Origin of the sequence: Fibrella rubiginis (assembly GCF_017353185.1) — a bacterium.
In the GTDB taxonomy this organism is placed as follows: Bacteria; Bacteroidota; Bacteroidia; order Cytophagales; family Spirosomataceae; genus Fibrella; species Fibrella rubiginis.
Genome location: NZ_JAFMYV010000002.1, coordinates 135,487 through 150,464, shown reverse-complemented (window position 1 = coordinate 150,464; position 14,978 = coordinate 135,487). Strand labels below are relative to the sequence as shown.

The following is a 14,978-nucleotide window of genomic DNA, read 5'->3' as shown; positions in this document are numbered from 1 at the left end:
TTGTACATTATTTCTTCGCCGTCAGCAGCCACCCATACGTATTCTTAGGCTGTGGCAGGCCGTCTGGCTGGAGTTGCAGATACATCAGGTGCAGGTGCGTTGGCGAACGGGCTTTGTAGGCGTTAAACCCTGAGCGCCCCACCTCACCAAGCTTTTGACCAGCCTGCACCCAGTCGCCCATAGCCACGTTCACTACCCTGTTGTGGGCGTAATAAAACAGGCCATCACGAACGGGATCGTAAACCCAAATCCAGTTGCCGCCCCGGTAATCCTGCCCCGGCGTCCAGCCTGTTTCAACGGCCAGCACCAGCCCCTCGCCCATAGCCAGCACGTCTACCGGCGCACCTGTGCGGTCGTCAATACAGTCCTGGTTCTGATCGCGAATGAAAATATCCTGAGCCGGGTGGCTACCCCGCACATTATAATCGAACAGGTCGAAGCCATTACCCCGGTAGCCTTCGCCGTGACGACCGCCAATAGCCGACGAGGCATAACCCCGCAACGGAAACCACATGGCCGTGCGGGCAAGTCCGTCTGGTTGAGTCGTATCCGGAAAATTCACGTTAGTCTGGTAACGGCTGCGCAGGCCCTGCATAATCTGGCTGAACACTGCCCGCGCTGAATCAGGGGCAATGCTCTGTTCCCGAATTTCCACGTAGAGTGTGTTGAAGCGCTGACAAAACGCATAAGGCGTGGCGTCGGGCGTTAGGGGCGTTGGAATCTGTGAGGAAGCGACGCTGACGCAGCCCAGCAACAACACCAGCAGGATGCTGGTCAAACGACTAAACGGCGGCATGTGCAAGGTAAGATTCGGCGAATAGACGGGGTAAGTTTACTGCAAACATACACCTCAGAAGCCACCTGATAGGCCTTCTGTTGGGCCTAGGGGCAAAAGACTTTGTAAAACGTATAGCTGAGCGTAAGGGCCACAAACGTATACTGATCGTTGGTATCGGGATCGCTTTGATTCAGGCGTGGCGTGCCAGCAGTGGGTTGCTTTAAGCCGTCGAGCGAATCGGTAAACGTAAACCGGGTACCCCATTCCAGACCCAGTGTCCAGGGGCGGTGAAACTCATATTTAACCCCTACACCCAGCGGAAACGCGATATTAAGCGGCTTTTCTCCCGGCTGCCGCAAACCGTGGGTGAACACGCCAAGGCCGCCGAAGACGTAGGGTGTCCAGTTTTTTACGTTGCGAAGCGGGGTATAATTTCTGAACTTGTATTCACCCAGCACGGCAAACTCCCGAACCGTATTACGGAAAGAAGCTCCACGTGCGCGTTGGAAGGCATCGGTAGTCAGGCTGTCTACGCCTACCAGCCTGCCCGTGCTCACCTGCACCCGAAGCGCCACAGAGCGTGTGGGATGATACCGAAAAAACAACCCGCCGCCCGGTTGTACAAACCGCGGATTCAGCGTTGGCGATATGTCGCCCTTGTAGAGCATGCCGCCCAACGCGCCGCCTACTTCAATTTTCTGTGCCCGGCTTATGGTTGGTAAAAGAAAAAATCCGGCCAAAAACAGCCGGACCAGGACAGGGGCTACGGGCATCTGATTTTGGCAGGAATGATGTAATGAATCTGGAAGCTCGTCAGCAGGTACGAATCTTTGATAGGGATGCGTCCACCGCCGCCCCGCGCCCGGATATCGGCGGGGTTTTGCCCGGTAGCAATGATTTTGTCGATTCCTGCCTGCCGGTCTTCGCCTGAGCGGGTAGCCAGTCGTTCCAGCGTACGATCTGAAAATGCTTTAGCCAGGGGTGTGGCCAGGTCGTTCGGGTTGGGGTAAGGCCCACCTACGTCGTCGAGGTAATCGCTGAACGTAGGTGTCAAACGCACCTCAGCCGCCAGATTGAACGACTCGCTGAGGGCATACCGAACGCCCAAACCAACCGGAACAGATACCGTCACCAGCGAATAGGGTTTGGCGTAGCCGGGCTGGCCCTGGCCCTCGGTACCCAGCGGTTGCAGGGCTACCCACTGCTGTCCGGCATCCGGATTGTCGCGACCAGTAAGGCCCATTGGGTTATGAGCTACCAGAGCCACCCCCAGCAGGAAATAAGGGGCCACTTTGGGCCGGTTGCGGGGGGTGCGCCCACCCGGAATGAAATCATACATCCCGATCAGGGCAAACTCTTTCAGATCATTCCGAAACTGAAGGTTACGCACATACAACGGGGCATATTTTACCGGGTCACTCTTACCGTAGGTATAATCATCGCCCGCAATGCGTGCCCAGGTGAATGAGGCCCGTGCGCTGAGCTGAGGAGTGAAATGCCGGGTATACATCAGGCCCAGGTTCCAGCGGGGCAGGGTAAACAGGCTTTTCAGCGGGCGGCTATACCCAGCCAGGTCGCCGAAGTACGTCGACGTACCGGCCCCGAACCCTACTTCGGAATAAGGCAAAAATTTGGGGTTTTGCCGACCCTGCGCTAACCCTTCGTTGCTAACCACACTAACCAGCAGCGCCGACAAAAATCCCCAGGTAGCAATGTTTCGGTATATCATGAATTATAGTACAAGCTGAGCAGCCCCAGCTTCATCGGTTTGTTCAGAAAACGGCGGGCAAGGCGAATTATTGGCGAATAAACGCTTTTTCTACGCACCTGCTCCCGTTTAGTTACGCACGTCGAAGCCCCAGTTGAGCTTACTGCGCAGGGTGTTGAGGAAATTATCGTCGCTGAGTTTTACCAGCCGTGCCGAAAAACGCTCGCGCTGTACCTGCAGTTTCGTCGCCACGTCGACGGTGGCAGAACGGGAATCGAGGGCTACCAGAAAGTTGCCACTGCGGCTCTCTACCTCAAAGGACAGCTTGCACGAATCCATGATCACCATGGGCCGCACGTTGAGGTTGTGCGGGCTGATGGGCGTGATAATGAAATTGTTGGTATGGGGCAAGAGCACCGGCCCGCCGCAGCTGAGCGAATAGCCCGTGGAACCAGAAGGTGTGGAAATGATGATGCCGTCGGCCCAGTACGAGTTCAGAAACTCACCATCCAGGTACGTATGCACCGTAATCATGGATGAGCTTTGGGTGCGGGTGATCGTGAAGTCGTTTAGCCCAAACGGGATACCCTCGAAAATATCGGTGTCGGTCTGCACGCTCACCAACGACCGTTCGTCGATGGTAAATTTCTGGTGCATCAGGGCGTGAAGCATAAACTGAATCCCCCCCGGCGACACCGTTGCCAGGAACCCCAGCCGACCAATGTTAATGCCGACAATCGGGATTTCGCGCTCCCCCACCTGCGACACTACGTCGAGCAGGGTACCATCGCCGCCCAGGCTAAAGGCAAAATCCGCGTCGAACAGCTCGTGTGGCGTAGCATAGGTGCTGTGGCTGTTGTGCGTCACGCCCATTTCGTCGAGCGCCTTCCGGTATACTTCCGAGAGCTGCACGTCGATACCGCGGGCCGCCAGCGTGTCGAACATCGACTGAACAAAAGGTCGCGCCGGCTCAGGCAGCGTACGTCCGTGAATGGCAATTTTCATAAAAACAGTTTTCCGTTTTCGATTTTCCGTTTTCAGTTGGCTAAAGCAAGCGTACTACGGCGGTAGCCAACTGAAAACGGAAAACCGAAAACGGAAAACTTATCTAGTTTACGTATTCAAATACCGCATCAGGGCATCGTACCGTTCCTGGTCGACACTTTCGATGGGCACGTTGGCAAAAGCAGATTCAATGGTGTAACCAAACCGTTCGAGGGTCGAAACAAGCGGCGTGATGTCGCGGCGGTTTAGTTTCAGCGTCAGGCGCGACCGGTCGGCCATGCCAATGGCGGCACTGCTGTAATAGCTGCTGATTATTTTGGCATTGTTCGATTCTACCAAACGGCTGATTTCCGACATCGAATAGTCATGTTCGTCCAGCGCCAGAACAAGGATGGCCCCGCTTTCGAGCATGCCCAGGTCACGCGCAAACTGCCGCAACAGTTCCGTAGTAGAAACACAGCCGAGCAGTTCGTTGCCTTCGCCCACAATAGCCAGCACGTCGAGGCGGTGCTCCGTTACCATAGGGATCAATTCCAGCAGGTGCTGATTTTCGCGGGCCATGACGGTTTCGGCCAGCCGCATCACGTCGCTGATGGGTCGTTCGTCGTCCGATAAATCGAGCAACAGGTCTTCACTCACGATGCCGGTATAGATGCCCGCGTCGGCAATGACCAACTGCGACAGGCGGTGTTCCTGCATCCATTCCAGCGCGTCGGCAACAGAATCGCCCGGTTTAAGGGCAGGAATCATGGGGTCAATCAATTCAGCGGCGATCATAGGTTCTAGCAGTCGAGTGATAACGTTGAAAACTAAGAAGATTTTTTCATAGTTTCCAAAAACTACCTTACGCCTCCACTAACAACGGATGGCGGGCCAGCCAGTCGATCAACAGATTGTTGAACCGGGCGGGGTTTTCCATCATGGGTGCGTGGCAGCATTTGTCAATAAAAAATAATTCGGTGTTGTCGATGAGCCGGTCAAATTCGTGGGCCACGTGCGGCGGGGTAATGGTATCGTTCAGGCCCCAGACCAGGAGTGTGGGCACCGTAATCTGGTGCAAATCTTTGGCCACATTGGTTCGTTGCGCCGATTTGGCAATCTGCACGATGTTCATGCATTTGGGTATGCTGCTGGTCACATTAAAGACCTCGTCGATGAGTTCTTTGGTGGCCACGGCAGGGTCGTAGAAGGTGTAGGCTACGCGTTCGGCCACAAAATCGTAGGAGCCGCGTTTGGGGAATGACCCGCCCATGCCGTTTTCAAACAGGCCCGAACTACCCGTGAGCACCAGCCGCTTCACCATGTCGGCATGGCGAAACGTATACAGCAGGCCCACATGCCCCCCCAGCGAATTGCCTAACAGGGTAAGGTCGGTCAGGTCGCGGAAGGCCACAAACCGCTCCACAAACGCCACCAGCCCGTCCAGGCCGGCCTCACGCACGGGCATGTCGTAGATAGGCAGGATAGGAATGACCACCCGATACTGTTTGCTGAAGGTGTTGATTACATCGTCCCAGTTGCTGAGGGCCCCAAACAGGCCGTGGAGCAACAAAAGGACTTCTCCCTGCCCTTCATCGACATAGCGGAATTCGCCTTCGTGGTGTACGGTATACTTCATAGTGTGGGTTGGTTTGCGGTGATAAAATTGCGTAAGATGGTCAATCCTGATTCGGTGAGTACGGCTTCGGGGTGGAACTGAACACCCCAGATCGGCAAGGCCCGATGCCGGATCGCCATAATCTCTCCATTGGCCGTTGTAGCCAGGGTGCCGAGCAGGGGCGGCAGGTTCGCTAACGTCAGGGAGTGATACCGCGTCACCCGGATATGCTCCGGCACATTCCGAAACAGCGGGTCGGTGGTCTGCACCCGAATTGTCGATACTTTGCCATGCATGGGTTTTGGGCTTTTTTGCAAACTAGCCCCAAAATAGCTTCCAATGGCCTGTTGTCCCAGACAAACCCCCAACATGGGCAGGCGGTTGTGGTAATAATCGATCACGGGCAGCAGGCACCCCGCAGACGCAGGCACTCCCGGCCCTGGCGAAAGCACGATGGCATGGTAGGGCTGATTGATAATAGTTTCCAATGGCAGGCTGCTTCGGCGCACTACACACTCGGCCCCCGCCTGTTGCAGGTAATCTGCCAGGGTGTAGGTAAACGAGTCTAGGTTGTCGAGCAAAAGCACACGCATGTCGAATTGGCGTAACGTTGGCCTAAAGTACCCTTTTCTGGGAATAATTGTCAAACGCAAAAATGCAAATCACTGTAAAACAGCTTGTTATTTTTTTGTTAACTTAACTAAATGCAATTTTTCTGCGAATAGTACCAGAACAAACATTCATTTGCTTTTGCTCCCCTGCCTGCCTTTTTTTGTTCTTTCCAAACAGCCTTATCCACCCTATGCCCATTCTCATCGTTGGTGCTGGCATGGCCGGTCTCACCTGCGCCAACTACCTCCACCGCCAAGGCCGCGACGTGCTGCTACTCGACGCCGCCGACGCCGTTGGGGGCCGTGTTCGCACCGATGTTGTCAACGGCTTTCGCCTCGACCGGGGGTTTCAGATCCTGCTGACAGCGTATCCCGAAGCCCGTCAGCTACTGAACTACAGCGCGTTAGACCTGCAGCTGTTTCGGTCGGGTGCCCGTATTCATCATGACGAGGCCGGCAACAAGGACCACTGGATGCGGCTACTGAACCCGTTCAAAGAACCCTTCAGTGTGTTTGAAACACTGGTTTCGCCCGTTGGCACCCTGCCCGACAAAATTCGGATTGTGAACCTGATTCGGCAGGTTCAGGGACTTTCCACAGAGGATATGTTTGGTCAGCCCGCCACAACCACGCTAACCTATTTGCACGAACAGGGCTTTTCAGAGCAGATGATCAACCGGTTTTTTCGGCCTTTTTTCGGTGGTGTTTTCCTGGAAGATGACCTGACCACGTCGAGCAATTTTTTCCAGTTCTGCTTTAAGAACTTTTTCCTCGGCGACGCGGCCGTTCCTGCGCTCGGCATTGGCGAGATACCCGCCCAACTAGCCCGCAGCCTCCCCGATAACAGCATTCGGTTGAGTACGCCTGTGGCTCATGTGTCAGCTAAAACCGTCACGCTGGCCACGGGCGAAACGCTCACCGGCGAGGCCGTCGTACTAGCCGTTGATGCCGCTTCGGCGGCGCGGCTGCTGGGCAGGCCCGCCCCCACCGAGCAGGCCTTCAACCACACGACCTGTACTTATTTTTCGGCCCCGGCCGGTACCCGCCCCGACAGTCTGAAAGTCGATAAGTTACTGATGCTAAACACGAAGCGGTCATCTGCCGTGCATAACCTCACCGTTATCAGCGACATTGCTCCCGCCTACGCCCCCGCCGGCCAACTCCTGATCTCGGTTAGCACACAGGGCATGACCCGCGTGGATGAATCGGCCCTGACCAGCCAGCTTCGCACTGAACTGACAGACTGGTTTGGCGAGTCGGTACGTGGCTGGCAACACCTCCGCACCGACCATATTCCGCAGGCATTACCCACCTACGGCCCCAATGCCATTCATCAACCGCTGCAACTGGGCGATGGCCTCTACCAGTGCGGCGACCAAACCGCCTACCCGTCGCTCAACGCCGCCATGCAAACGGGACGGCTGGTGGCGGAGAAAATTGGAGGGGTTGTTTGACTTCGTTCAGGTGAGACTCACCTCACCCCCGGCCCCTCTCCTCAAACCAGGAGAGGGGAGACGAGTTGAGAAATTCTACAAACGAAGTCAACCTTATAAACATCCCTATTTTGGTAAGTCTCCCCTCTCCTGGTTTGAGGAGAGGGGCCGGGGGTGAGGTCAGACTCGCCTAAGCAAAAACAATTCTCTTCCCTAAAAAACACATGTTCCGAACACTCATCCTGCTTCTTCTCACCACTACGCTCACGTTCGCGCAAGCCACCGAAAACGAGTACAACATCATTCCTTTTCCAGCCAGATTCTCGGCTGGGGCCGGGCGGTTTGTCCTGACAGGCACAACCAAAATTCTGACTACCGGCAAAGACCCCGCACAGGCAGCGGCGGCACAACTGCTTAGTAGTCAGTTAAAATTAACAAGTGGCCTGCCCATTTCTGTAGCGACAGTTACGCCCGCACTGGCGAAGGGAAAACAGATTCTATTCGACAAACATACGGCAGGCCGGTGCGGACCGGAGGGCTATCTGCTGCGCGTAACGCCCGATGGCGTGCGGGTGGAAGCCGAGACCCCGAAGGGTTATTTCTACGCCGCACAGACGCTGATGCAACTGCTGCCCGCCGACGTATACGGCACCACCCGCGCTGCCAGCACCAACTGGTCGATGCCCGCCTGCGATATCCTCGACCGGCCCCGCTACGCCTACCGGGGCCTGATGCTCGACGTATGCCGCCACTTCATGCCCGTCACCTTCGTGAAGAAGTTTATCGACCTGCTGGCGATGCACAAAATGAACACCTTCCACTGGCACCTCACCGACGATCAGGGCTGGCGGATCGAGATCAAGAAATACCCCAAACTGACAACTGTGGGATCGGTGCGGAAGGAAACGCTGATTGGTCAGTATGGTGAATATTACCCGCAGCGCTTCGACGGCAAACCCCATGGCGGGTTCTACACGCAGGAGCAGATCAAAGACGTGGTGCGCTACGCCGCCGCCCGGCACGTGACCATTGTGCCCGAAATTGAGATGCCCGGTCATGGGCTCGCTGCCCTGGCGGCTTACCCCGAACTGGGCTGTGAGCCAGCCAAAAACTATACCGTCGGCACGCGCTGGGGCATCATCCGCGATGTATTCTGCCCCACCGAAAAGACGTTCACGTTCCTGCAGGACGTGCTTACCGAAACGATGGCCTTGTTCCCCGGCAAGTACATCCACATTGGTGGCGACGAGTGCCCCAAAGACGCCTGGAAGAAGAGCGCGTTTTGCCAGGAGCTGATCAAAAAACAAAACCTGAAAGACGAAAACGGCCTGCAGAGTTACGTGATCCGGCGCATCGAGAAGTTCGTCAACAGCAAGGGGCGGGCCATCATCGGGTGGGACGAAATTCTGGAAGGGGGCCTCGCGCCCAACGCCACCGTCATGAGCTGGCGGGGGGTGCAGGGCGGCATTGAAGCGGCCAAACAAAAGCATACCGTGGTAATGACACCCGGCGCGTTTTGCTACATCGACAAGTACCAGGCCGACCCCACCACCGAGCCGCTGGCTATTGGCGGCTACCTGCCCGTGGAGAAAGTCTACAGCTACGAACCCACCCCCGCCGAACTGACTGCCGATGAGCAGAAATACATCCTGGGCGTGCAGGGCAACCTCTGGACAGAATACATCCAGACACCTACCGACGTGGAATACATGGTCTACCCCCGCGCTGTGGCCCTGGCCGAAATTGGCTGGATGCCCGCCGGGCCGCGCAACTTCGAGGACTTCGCCGCCCGCCTGAAAAACCACCTGAAACGCTTCGACCGAATTGGTCTGAACTATGCCAAGCGTCTGCTCGACGTGCGGGCCGAGACGCAGTTTACGGATGAAAATGGGTCGACACCCCGACAGTTGCAGGTACGGCTGTCGAAACTCGACACCGACGGCAAGATTTTCTTCACCACCAATGGCCGCGATGCGACGCCTGCCGCCACTGAATACATCGCTCCAATTACGCTCACGAAGACGACCACGATCAAAGCCATAACAGTGCCCGGTAACGACAAGCCCTTCGCCGAAACGTTTATCATCCACCGCGCCAAGGGCAAACCTTACACCTATGCTACGCCAGCCCCGAAAAACGCCGACCCGGATCTGAAACGCCTCACCGACGGACAAGTGGCCGCCAGCCCCCGCGACGACCGCCCCTGGGTGCAGGTGTCGGGTGGCAACGATATTGAGCTAACCATCGACCTCGGCGAGGTAAAACCCGTAACGAAGGTGACGACCTCGTTCATGAAAAAAGTGATGTATGGCGTGCTGCCACCCAAGTCGGTAGAGGTAGCTTTATCACGCGAAGGCGACTCGTATAAAGAGGCCATTGCCCAGCCTGTCAACGAGCCACTGGAGGGGCACTGGCGCGTGGTACCGGTGGTGGCAGATTTCAAAACCGCCCGCGCCCGCTACGTCCGCGTTATCATCAAAAACTACGGCATCGTGCCCGACGAACACCAGAACGAACGCGGCGGCAAACCTGCCTCACTGGCTGTGGATGAGGTTATTGTGGAGTAGGGAAAAGTTTAAAGTCTAATGTTCAAGGTGCAAAGTTGCTTCGCGCTCTGCGTGTAGTATGCGAAGCAACTTTGCACCTTGAACATTAGACTTTGAACCCCTTTTTCATTATATTTAAAGCATGGAACAAACAACAAATCCCCTTGAAAAATTGACCCTGCCTATCCAGCCCGACGAGATGGAATGGCGGGTGCAGATGCAGACCAAAACCGGTAAACTGGTGGTGGTACCTTACATCACCAACCGCTGCGTGATGGACCGGTTCGACAAACAGTTTGGCTGGCAGGGGTGGCAGAATGAGATCTCCGAGATCCAGGGTGGTTTCTTCTGCAAAATCACCGTTACCATTCCTGGCGAAGAAGGGAAACCGCCCACAATCCTCTCAAAAATGGATGGTGCCAGCCGTACCGATATTGAACCGGTGAAAGGAGGTATCTCTGACGCCATGAAGCGGTGCGCCGTGCAATTCGGGCTGGGGCGCGACCTGTATAACTACCCCCGTGTATTCATCGACACGCCCGATAAGTTCATTCCCGACTGGGCACATCAGCAACTGGAAGTGCTGGTCAAAAAAATCAACGACGGCTCCTACCGCGGCGGCGAAATCGTTACGCTCAAAGCGTCTTACCAGAAAACATAACAACCTGCTTCTGGCGGGTATAACGGTCAATCTGGCAGCACATGATGTGCTACCAGATTGACCGTTTTTCGTTGATTCAGCGGCTGCTGGCGTGAGGCAACCAATGGAGCCTGCGGCTGACCGTTTACTCAATAAACCTACTCAGCGATTCTGTTAATCCAGCTTTGTTTAAGAGTTTTACAAAAACATTCAACAAAATCTACCCAGGTACGTTTGTATGAATGTCAGGCGTAGTTCATTGTTCTACTGGTTTAACCCGTTTTGTCGTATGCATTTCATCAACAAATCACTTCACCTCCTGGCCGGCAGCCTTTTGCTGTTGACTGGCCTGCTTACCTCATCCTGCAAAAAGGACGACCCTGTCGTTACAACCAACACCATCACCGACATTGTCAACAAAAACAACGACTTCACCCTCCTGCGGGCGGCCCTCGTAAAAGCCAACCTGACCGAGACGTTCAAGACCGGTTCGTTTACCGTGTTTGCGCCAAACGACGCCGCGTTCAAAGCGTCGGGTATTGCCGATGTGGCAGCCGTAAATGCCCTGCCAACGGCCACGTTAACCAACATTTTGCAGTACCACGTGCTGGGTACGCGGGTGTTGGCAAGCGCCATTCCGACGGCGGTGAATACACCGCAGCAAACTCTGCTGACCACCAACGGCACTGTCTACGTGTCGAAAATTGGCTCGACGGTTTCGGTCAACGGCAAAAAAGTCATCACGCCCGACGTGGCGGCTGACAACGGTATAATCCACGTGATCGACGGCGTGTTGATACCTCCCACCGGCGACGTAGTGGCTACGGTGCTGGCCGATCCGGGCAGCTACAGCCTGTTGGCGGCGGCCGTCACCAGAGCCGGAGCTGGTGTGGTCACGGCTCTTCAGTCGACCACGGCGGCCACGCTGTTTGCGCCTACCAACGATGCCTTTATTGCGTCTGGCTTCAGCGCCACGGCTATCGCTGCTGCCACGCCCGCCCAGCTTACCCGCATACTGTCGTATCACGTAGTGCCGGGTCGGGTGTTTTCAACGCAACTCACTGACGGTCTGACTTCTGCAACGCTACTGGGTGCCACGCCAACGCTGAAATTTGGCGTAACAGCCACCAGCGTAACGGTCTTAGGCGCGGGCAATGGTACCACCACGGCCAACGTAACCAGTGCCAATAACCTGGCTACCAATGCCGTCATTCATAAGATAGACCGGGTGCTGTTGCCCGGCAACTAAGCGCTTCTGCCTTCTCTTTTCGGCAGAAAAAGCCCTGCCTGGTTTGTGTAGTCGCCTTTAGCACTATGCAGACTGGGTGGGGCTTTTTTGATGGCTTCTGCGGGCAGAAATCGGAATCAAAAGCGCGTAGGGCCTGTTCTATTTTTACCGTCATTTGCTAGCGTATACCCGGACGCGGGACCGCCCCCGCCCTAAAGGGAGCCTTGCTTGCGCAGGAGCAACTACGCTGTGGGCATACCCCTGCGCAAGCAAGGCTCCCTTTAGGGCGGGGGCGGTCCCGCGTCCGGGTATACGCTAGCAAATGACCAATGATCTCCTATATAATGGCCAAACCTGAAAAGAAACTGTTTTTGCTCGACGCGATGGCGTTGATCTACCGCGCCCACTTTGCGTTTAACAAAAATCCGCGTATCTCCTCGAAAGGGGTCAACACCTCCGCCGTTTTCGGCTTCATGAACTCGCTGCTGGAGGTGTTGCAAAAGGAAAAACCCACCCACATGGGCGTGGCCTTCGACCACTCCAAGAAGACGTTCCGGCACGAACAGTTTCCGATGTACAAGGCCACCCGGCAGTCGCAACCCGAAGACATTTCGGTGGCTATTCCGTATATCAAGCAGATCGTAGAGGCCATGAACATGCCGATGCTGATCAAGGAAGGCTTTGAAGCCGATGACGTGATCGGTACCCTGGCGCACCGGGCCTGCGCGGCGGGCGACTTTGAGATCTATATGATGACGCCCGACAAGGATTACGGGCAGCTTGTCAACGACTGCGTCCACATCTACAAACCCGCGTTCATGGGCAAACCTGCTGAAAAGCTGGGCGTGAAAGAGATCTGTGAGCGTTGGGGCATCGAACACGTAAGTCAGGTGGTCGACATGCTCGGTCTGGTGGGCGATTCGGTCGACAATATTCCCGGCATTCCCGGTATTGGTGAAAAAACGGCCCAAAAGCTCATCGCCGACTACGGCAGCATCGAAAACCTGATTGCTAACGCCGATCAACTCAAAGGCAAGCTGAAAGAAAACGTGATTCAATACGGGCAGCAGGGTATTATGTCGAAAGAGCTGGCTACGATCCATATGGAAGTGCCGGTGCCCTTCGACGAAGAGGCCCTGAAGCTGTCGGACTATGACAAACCCCGGCTGGCGGCGTTGCTGGATGAACTGGAGTTCCGGCAGATGAAAACCCGGTTGCTGGGCGATTTTGACGGTGCTGCTACCTCCACCCCAGCGGCCAAACCGTCGAACGGGCAAATAGGTCTTTTTGATGCGGCTCCGGCCTTTATGCCCATGCCCACCGCCGTTGGCAATCCGAGTGGGGCCGATGACCTGCCGTTTTTGTTTGGCGACGAACCCGCCCCGGCAACCGTTGAACCTGCGAAGAAAACGCGGGCTAAAAAGACAACTGTAGCGGCTCCTGCTGCCTCTGGTGAAGCCGCCACACCCGATGCCGTGACCGATACCGCCGCTGTAGAAGACGCACCCGGCGCTGAGCGCGTGGCTACATGGGGCGACGACGCCCATGAGTACGAGATCGACACGGCTTATTCGACGGAGCGGCGCAAAGACATCAACTCCGTATTGCATGACTACCGGCTGGTGGACACCGCTGAACTGCGGGCTAGTCTGGTGGGCTACCTCAACGAGCAAACCCGCGTCTGTTTTGACTCCGAAACCACCGCCATTGACCCCGTTGAAGCTGATTTGGTGGGGCTGTCGTTTTCGTATAAACCCGGCGAGGCCTTTTACGTCCCTGTCCCCGAAGACCGGGCCGAGGCGCAGGCGGTGGTTGATCAGTTCAAGCCATTTTTCGAAAACGAGGCCATCGAGAAGGTGGGACAGAACCTGAAGTATGACCTGCTGATGCTGAAAAAGTACGGCGTGGTGGTACGTGGGCCGCTGTTCGACACCATGATTGCCCATTACCTCATCGAGCCCGAGCAACGCCACAACATGGACGCGATGGCCAGCATCTACCTCAACTATAACCCAGTGGCCATCGAGTCGCTGATTGGCAAGAAGGGAAAAGGCCAGCTCACCATGCGCGAGGTAGACATTCAACGAGTGGTGGATTACGCCGGAGAAGACGCCGACGTGACCCTGCAACTCCGCGACACTTTCGCGCCGATGCTCAATAAAGACGAGCTAAACAAACTCTTCGACAAAGTAGAAATGCCGCTGGTGCAGGTTTTGGCCGACCTTGAGCTGGAAGGCATTACACTGGATACCAACGCGTTGGCTGAATTATCGGCCACGCTGGAAACTGACATGCGGCTGGTGCAACAGGAGATCTACGAGATTGCAGGCAGCGAATTTAACATTGGCTCACCCAAGCAACTCGGCGAGATTTTGTTCGACCGGCTCAACCTCGACAAAAACGCCAAGAAGACCAAAACGGGCCAATACGCTACCGGTGAAGAGGTGCTCTCGAAGCTGGAAGCTGAGAACCCGATCATCGGCAAGATCCTGGATTACCGGGAGTTGATCAAGCTCAAAAACACCTACGTCGATGCCCTGCCGCTGCTGATTTCGCCGCGCACGGGCCGGGTGCATACGTCGTTCAACCAGGCCGTAGCCAGCACCGGGCGGCTGTCGTCGACCAACCCGAACTTGCAAAACATCCCCATCCGTACCCCGCGCGGGCAGGAAATCCGCAAAGCCTTCGTGCCCCGCTCCGACGAGTTTCTGATCATGTCGGCCGACTATTCGCAAATCGAATTGCGGATCATGGCGGCCTTCAGCGGTGATCAGACCATGCTCGATGCGTTCAACAACAACATCGACATTCACACCCAAACGGCCAGCAAAGTCTTCCACGTGGGCATTGGCGAGGTGACGAGTGAGATGCGCCGGAAGGCCAAAACCATCAATTTTGGCATCATATACGGCATTTCGTCGTTCGGACTATCGCAACGGCTGAAGATTCCGCGCAAGGAAGCCGGGCAAATCATCGACGAGTATTTCCAGGAGTTTTCGGCGGTGAAGGCCTACATGGATCAGAGCATCGAGAAGGCCCGTGGCTGTGGCTACGCCGAAACGATTCTGGGTCGCCGCCGCTACCTCCGCGACATCAATTCGCGCAACATCACTGACCGGATGTTTGCCGAGCGTAACGCCGTGAACGCCCCCATTCAGGGCAGCGCCGCCGACATGCTCAAGATCGCGATGATCAACATCCACGCCTTCATGACCCGCGAAAACCTGAAGTCGAAAATGATCCTGACCGTGCATGACGAACTCGTGTTCGACGCTCACAAATCAGAGATGGAGTTCCTAAAAGAAAACGTAGACCGGATCATGAAAACCGCCATCCCCATGGCCGTCCAAATGGAAACCGGCGTCGGGTTTGGGGAGAACTGGTTAGTGGCGCATTGAGATGGGAATGAAAAATGTAAAATGCGGTTCGATA

12 protein-coding genes are annotated in these 14,978 nt (G+C 55.8%); 5 read left to right on the top strand and 7 right to left on the bottom strand.

The window, feature by feature from the left end; translation table 11 throughout:
• Window positions 1–7: 7 nt before the first annotated feature.
• The 7 genes from J2I47_RS04130 to J2I47_RS04100 all read right to left on the bottom strand — a co-directional run bounded on the left by J2I47_RS04130 (window position 8) and on the right by J2I47_RS04100 (window position 5,681).
• Window positions 8–796, bottom strand: a complete 789-nt coding sequence (locus J2I47_RS04130; protein ID WP_207363296.1) for a M23 family metallopeptidase — start codon at window positions 794–796, stop codon at window positions 8–10.
• 86 nt (window positions 797–882) lie between these two features.
• Window positions 883–1,551 carry a type IX secretion system protein PorG gene (porG, locus tag J2I47_RS04125; protein ID WP_207363295.1) on the bottom strand — a complete coding sequence of 223 codons (669 nt, stop codon included), beginning with the start codon at window positions 1,549–1,551 and terminating at the stop codon, window positions 883–885.
• Complete coding sequence (locus J2I47_RS04120; RefSeq protein ID WP_207363294.1) at window positions 1,542–2,507, bottom strand: hypothetical protein; 966 nt, start codon at window positions 2,505–2,507, stop codon at window positions 1,542–1,544. Before J2I47_RS04120 ends, porG begins: the two co-directional genes overlap by 10 nt.
• Window positions 2,508–2,615: 108 nt before the next feature.
• Window positions 2,616–3,491, bottom strand: coding sequence for an NAD kinase (locus J2I47_RS04115; RefSeq protein WP_207363293.1), 876 nt, complete (start codon window positions 3,489–3,491; stop codon window positions 2,616–2,618).
• A 108-nt stretch (window positions 3,492–3,599) separates the two neighbouring features.
• Window positions 3,600–4,268, bottom strand: coding sequence for a CBS domain-containing protein (locus tag J2I47_RS04110; protein ID WP_207363292.1), 669 nt, complete (start codon window positions 4,266–4,268; stop codon window positions 3,600–3,602).
• A 67-nt stretch (window positions 4,269–4,335) separates the two neighbouring features.
• Window positions 4,336–5,109, bottom strand: a complete 774-nt coding sequence (locus J2I47_RS04105) for an alpha/beta fold hydrolase (protein ID WP_207363291.1) — start codon at window positions 5,107–5,109, stop codon at window positions 4,336–4,338.
• Window positions 5,106–5,681, bottom strand: coding sequence for an anthranilate synthase component II (locus J2I47_RS04100; protein ID WP_207363290.1), 576 nt, complete (start codon window positions 5,679–5,681; stop codon window positions 5,106–5,108). Before J2I47_RS04100 ends, J2I47_RS04105 begins: the two co-directional genes overlap by 4 nt.
• Window positions 5,682–5,890: 209 nt before the next feature.
• Between J2I47_RS04100 and J2I47_RS04095 the strand changes: the two genes are divergently transcribed.
• From J2I47_RS04095 to polA, 5 genes are all read left to right on the top strand, one after another.
• Window positions 5,891–7,153: a protoporphyrinogen/coproporphyrinogen oxidase gene (locus tag J2I47_RS04095; protein WP_207363289.1), complete on the top strand. Its 1,263-nt coding sequence runs from the start codon at window positions 5,891–5,893 to the stop codon at window positions 7,151–7,153.
• Window positions 7,154–7,356: 203 nt separating this feature from the next.
• Window positions 7,357–9,699 (top strand): glycoside hydrolase family 20 protein, encoded by a 2,343-nt coding sequence (locus J2I47_RS04090; protein WP_207363288.1) that lies wholly within the window; start codon window positions 7,357–7,359, stop codon window positions 9,697–9,699.
• A 121-nt stretch (window positions 9,700–9,820) separates the two neighbouring features.
• Complete coding sequence (locus J2I47_RS04085; protein ID WP_207363287.1) at window positions 9,821–10,339, top strand: Rad52/Rad22 family DNA repair protein; 519 nt, start codon at window positions 9,821–9,823, stop codon at window positions 10,337–10,339.
• Window positions 10,340–10,607: 268 nt separating this feature from the next.
• On the top strand, window positions 10,608–11,567 hold the full coding sequence (locus J2I47_RS04080) for a fasciclin domain-containing protein (protein WP_229374272.1): 960 nt from the start codon (window positions 10,608–10,610) through the stop codon (window positions 11,565–11,567).
• A 323-nt stretch (window positions 11,568–11,890) separates the two neighbouring features.
• Window positions 11,891–14,944, top strand: a complete 3,054-nt coding sequence (gene polA, locus J2I47_RS04075; protein WP_207363795.1) for a DNA polymerase I — start codon at window positions 11,891–11,893, stop codon at window positions 14,942–14,944.
• Window positions 14,945–14,978 lie beyond the last annotated feature (34 nt).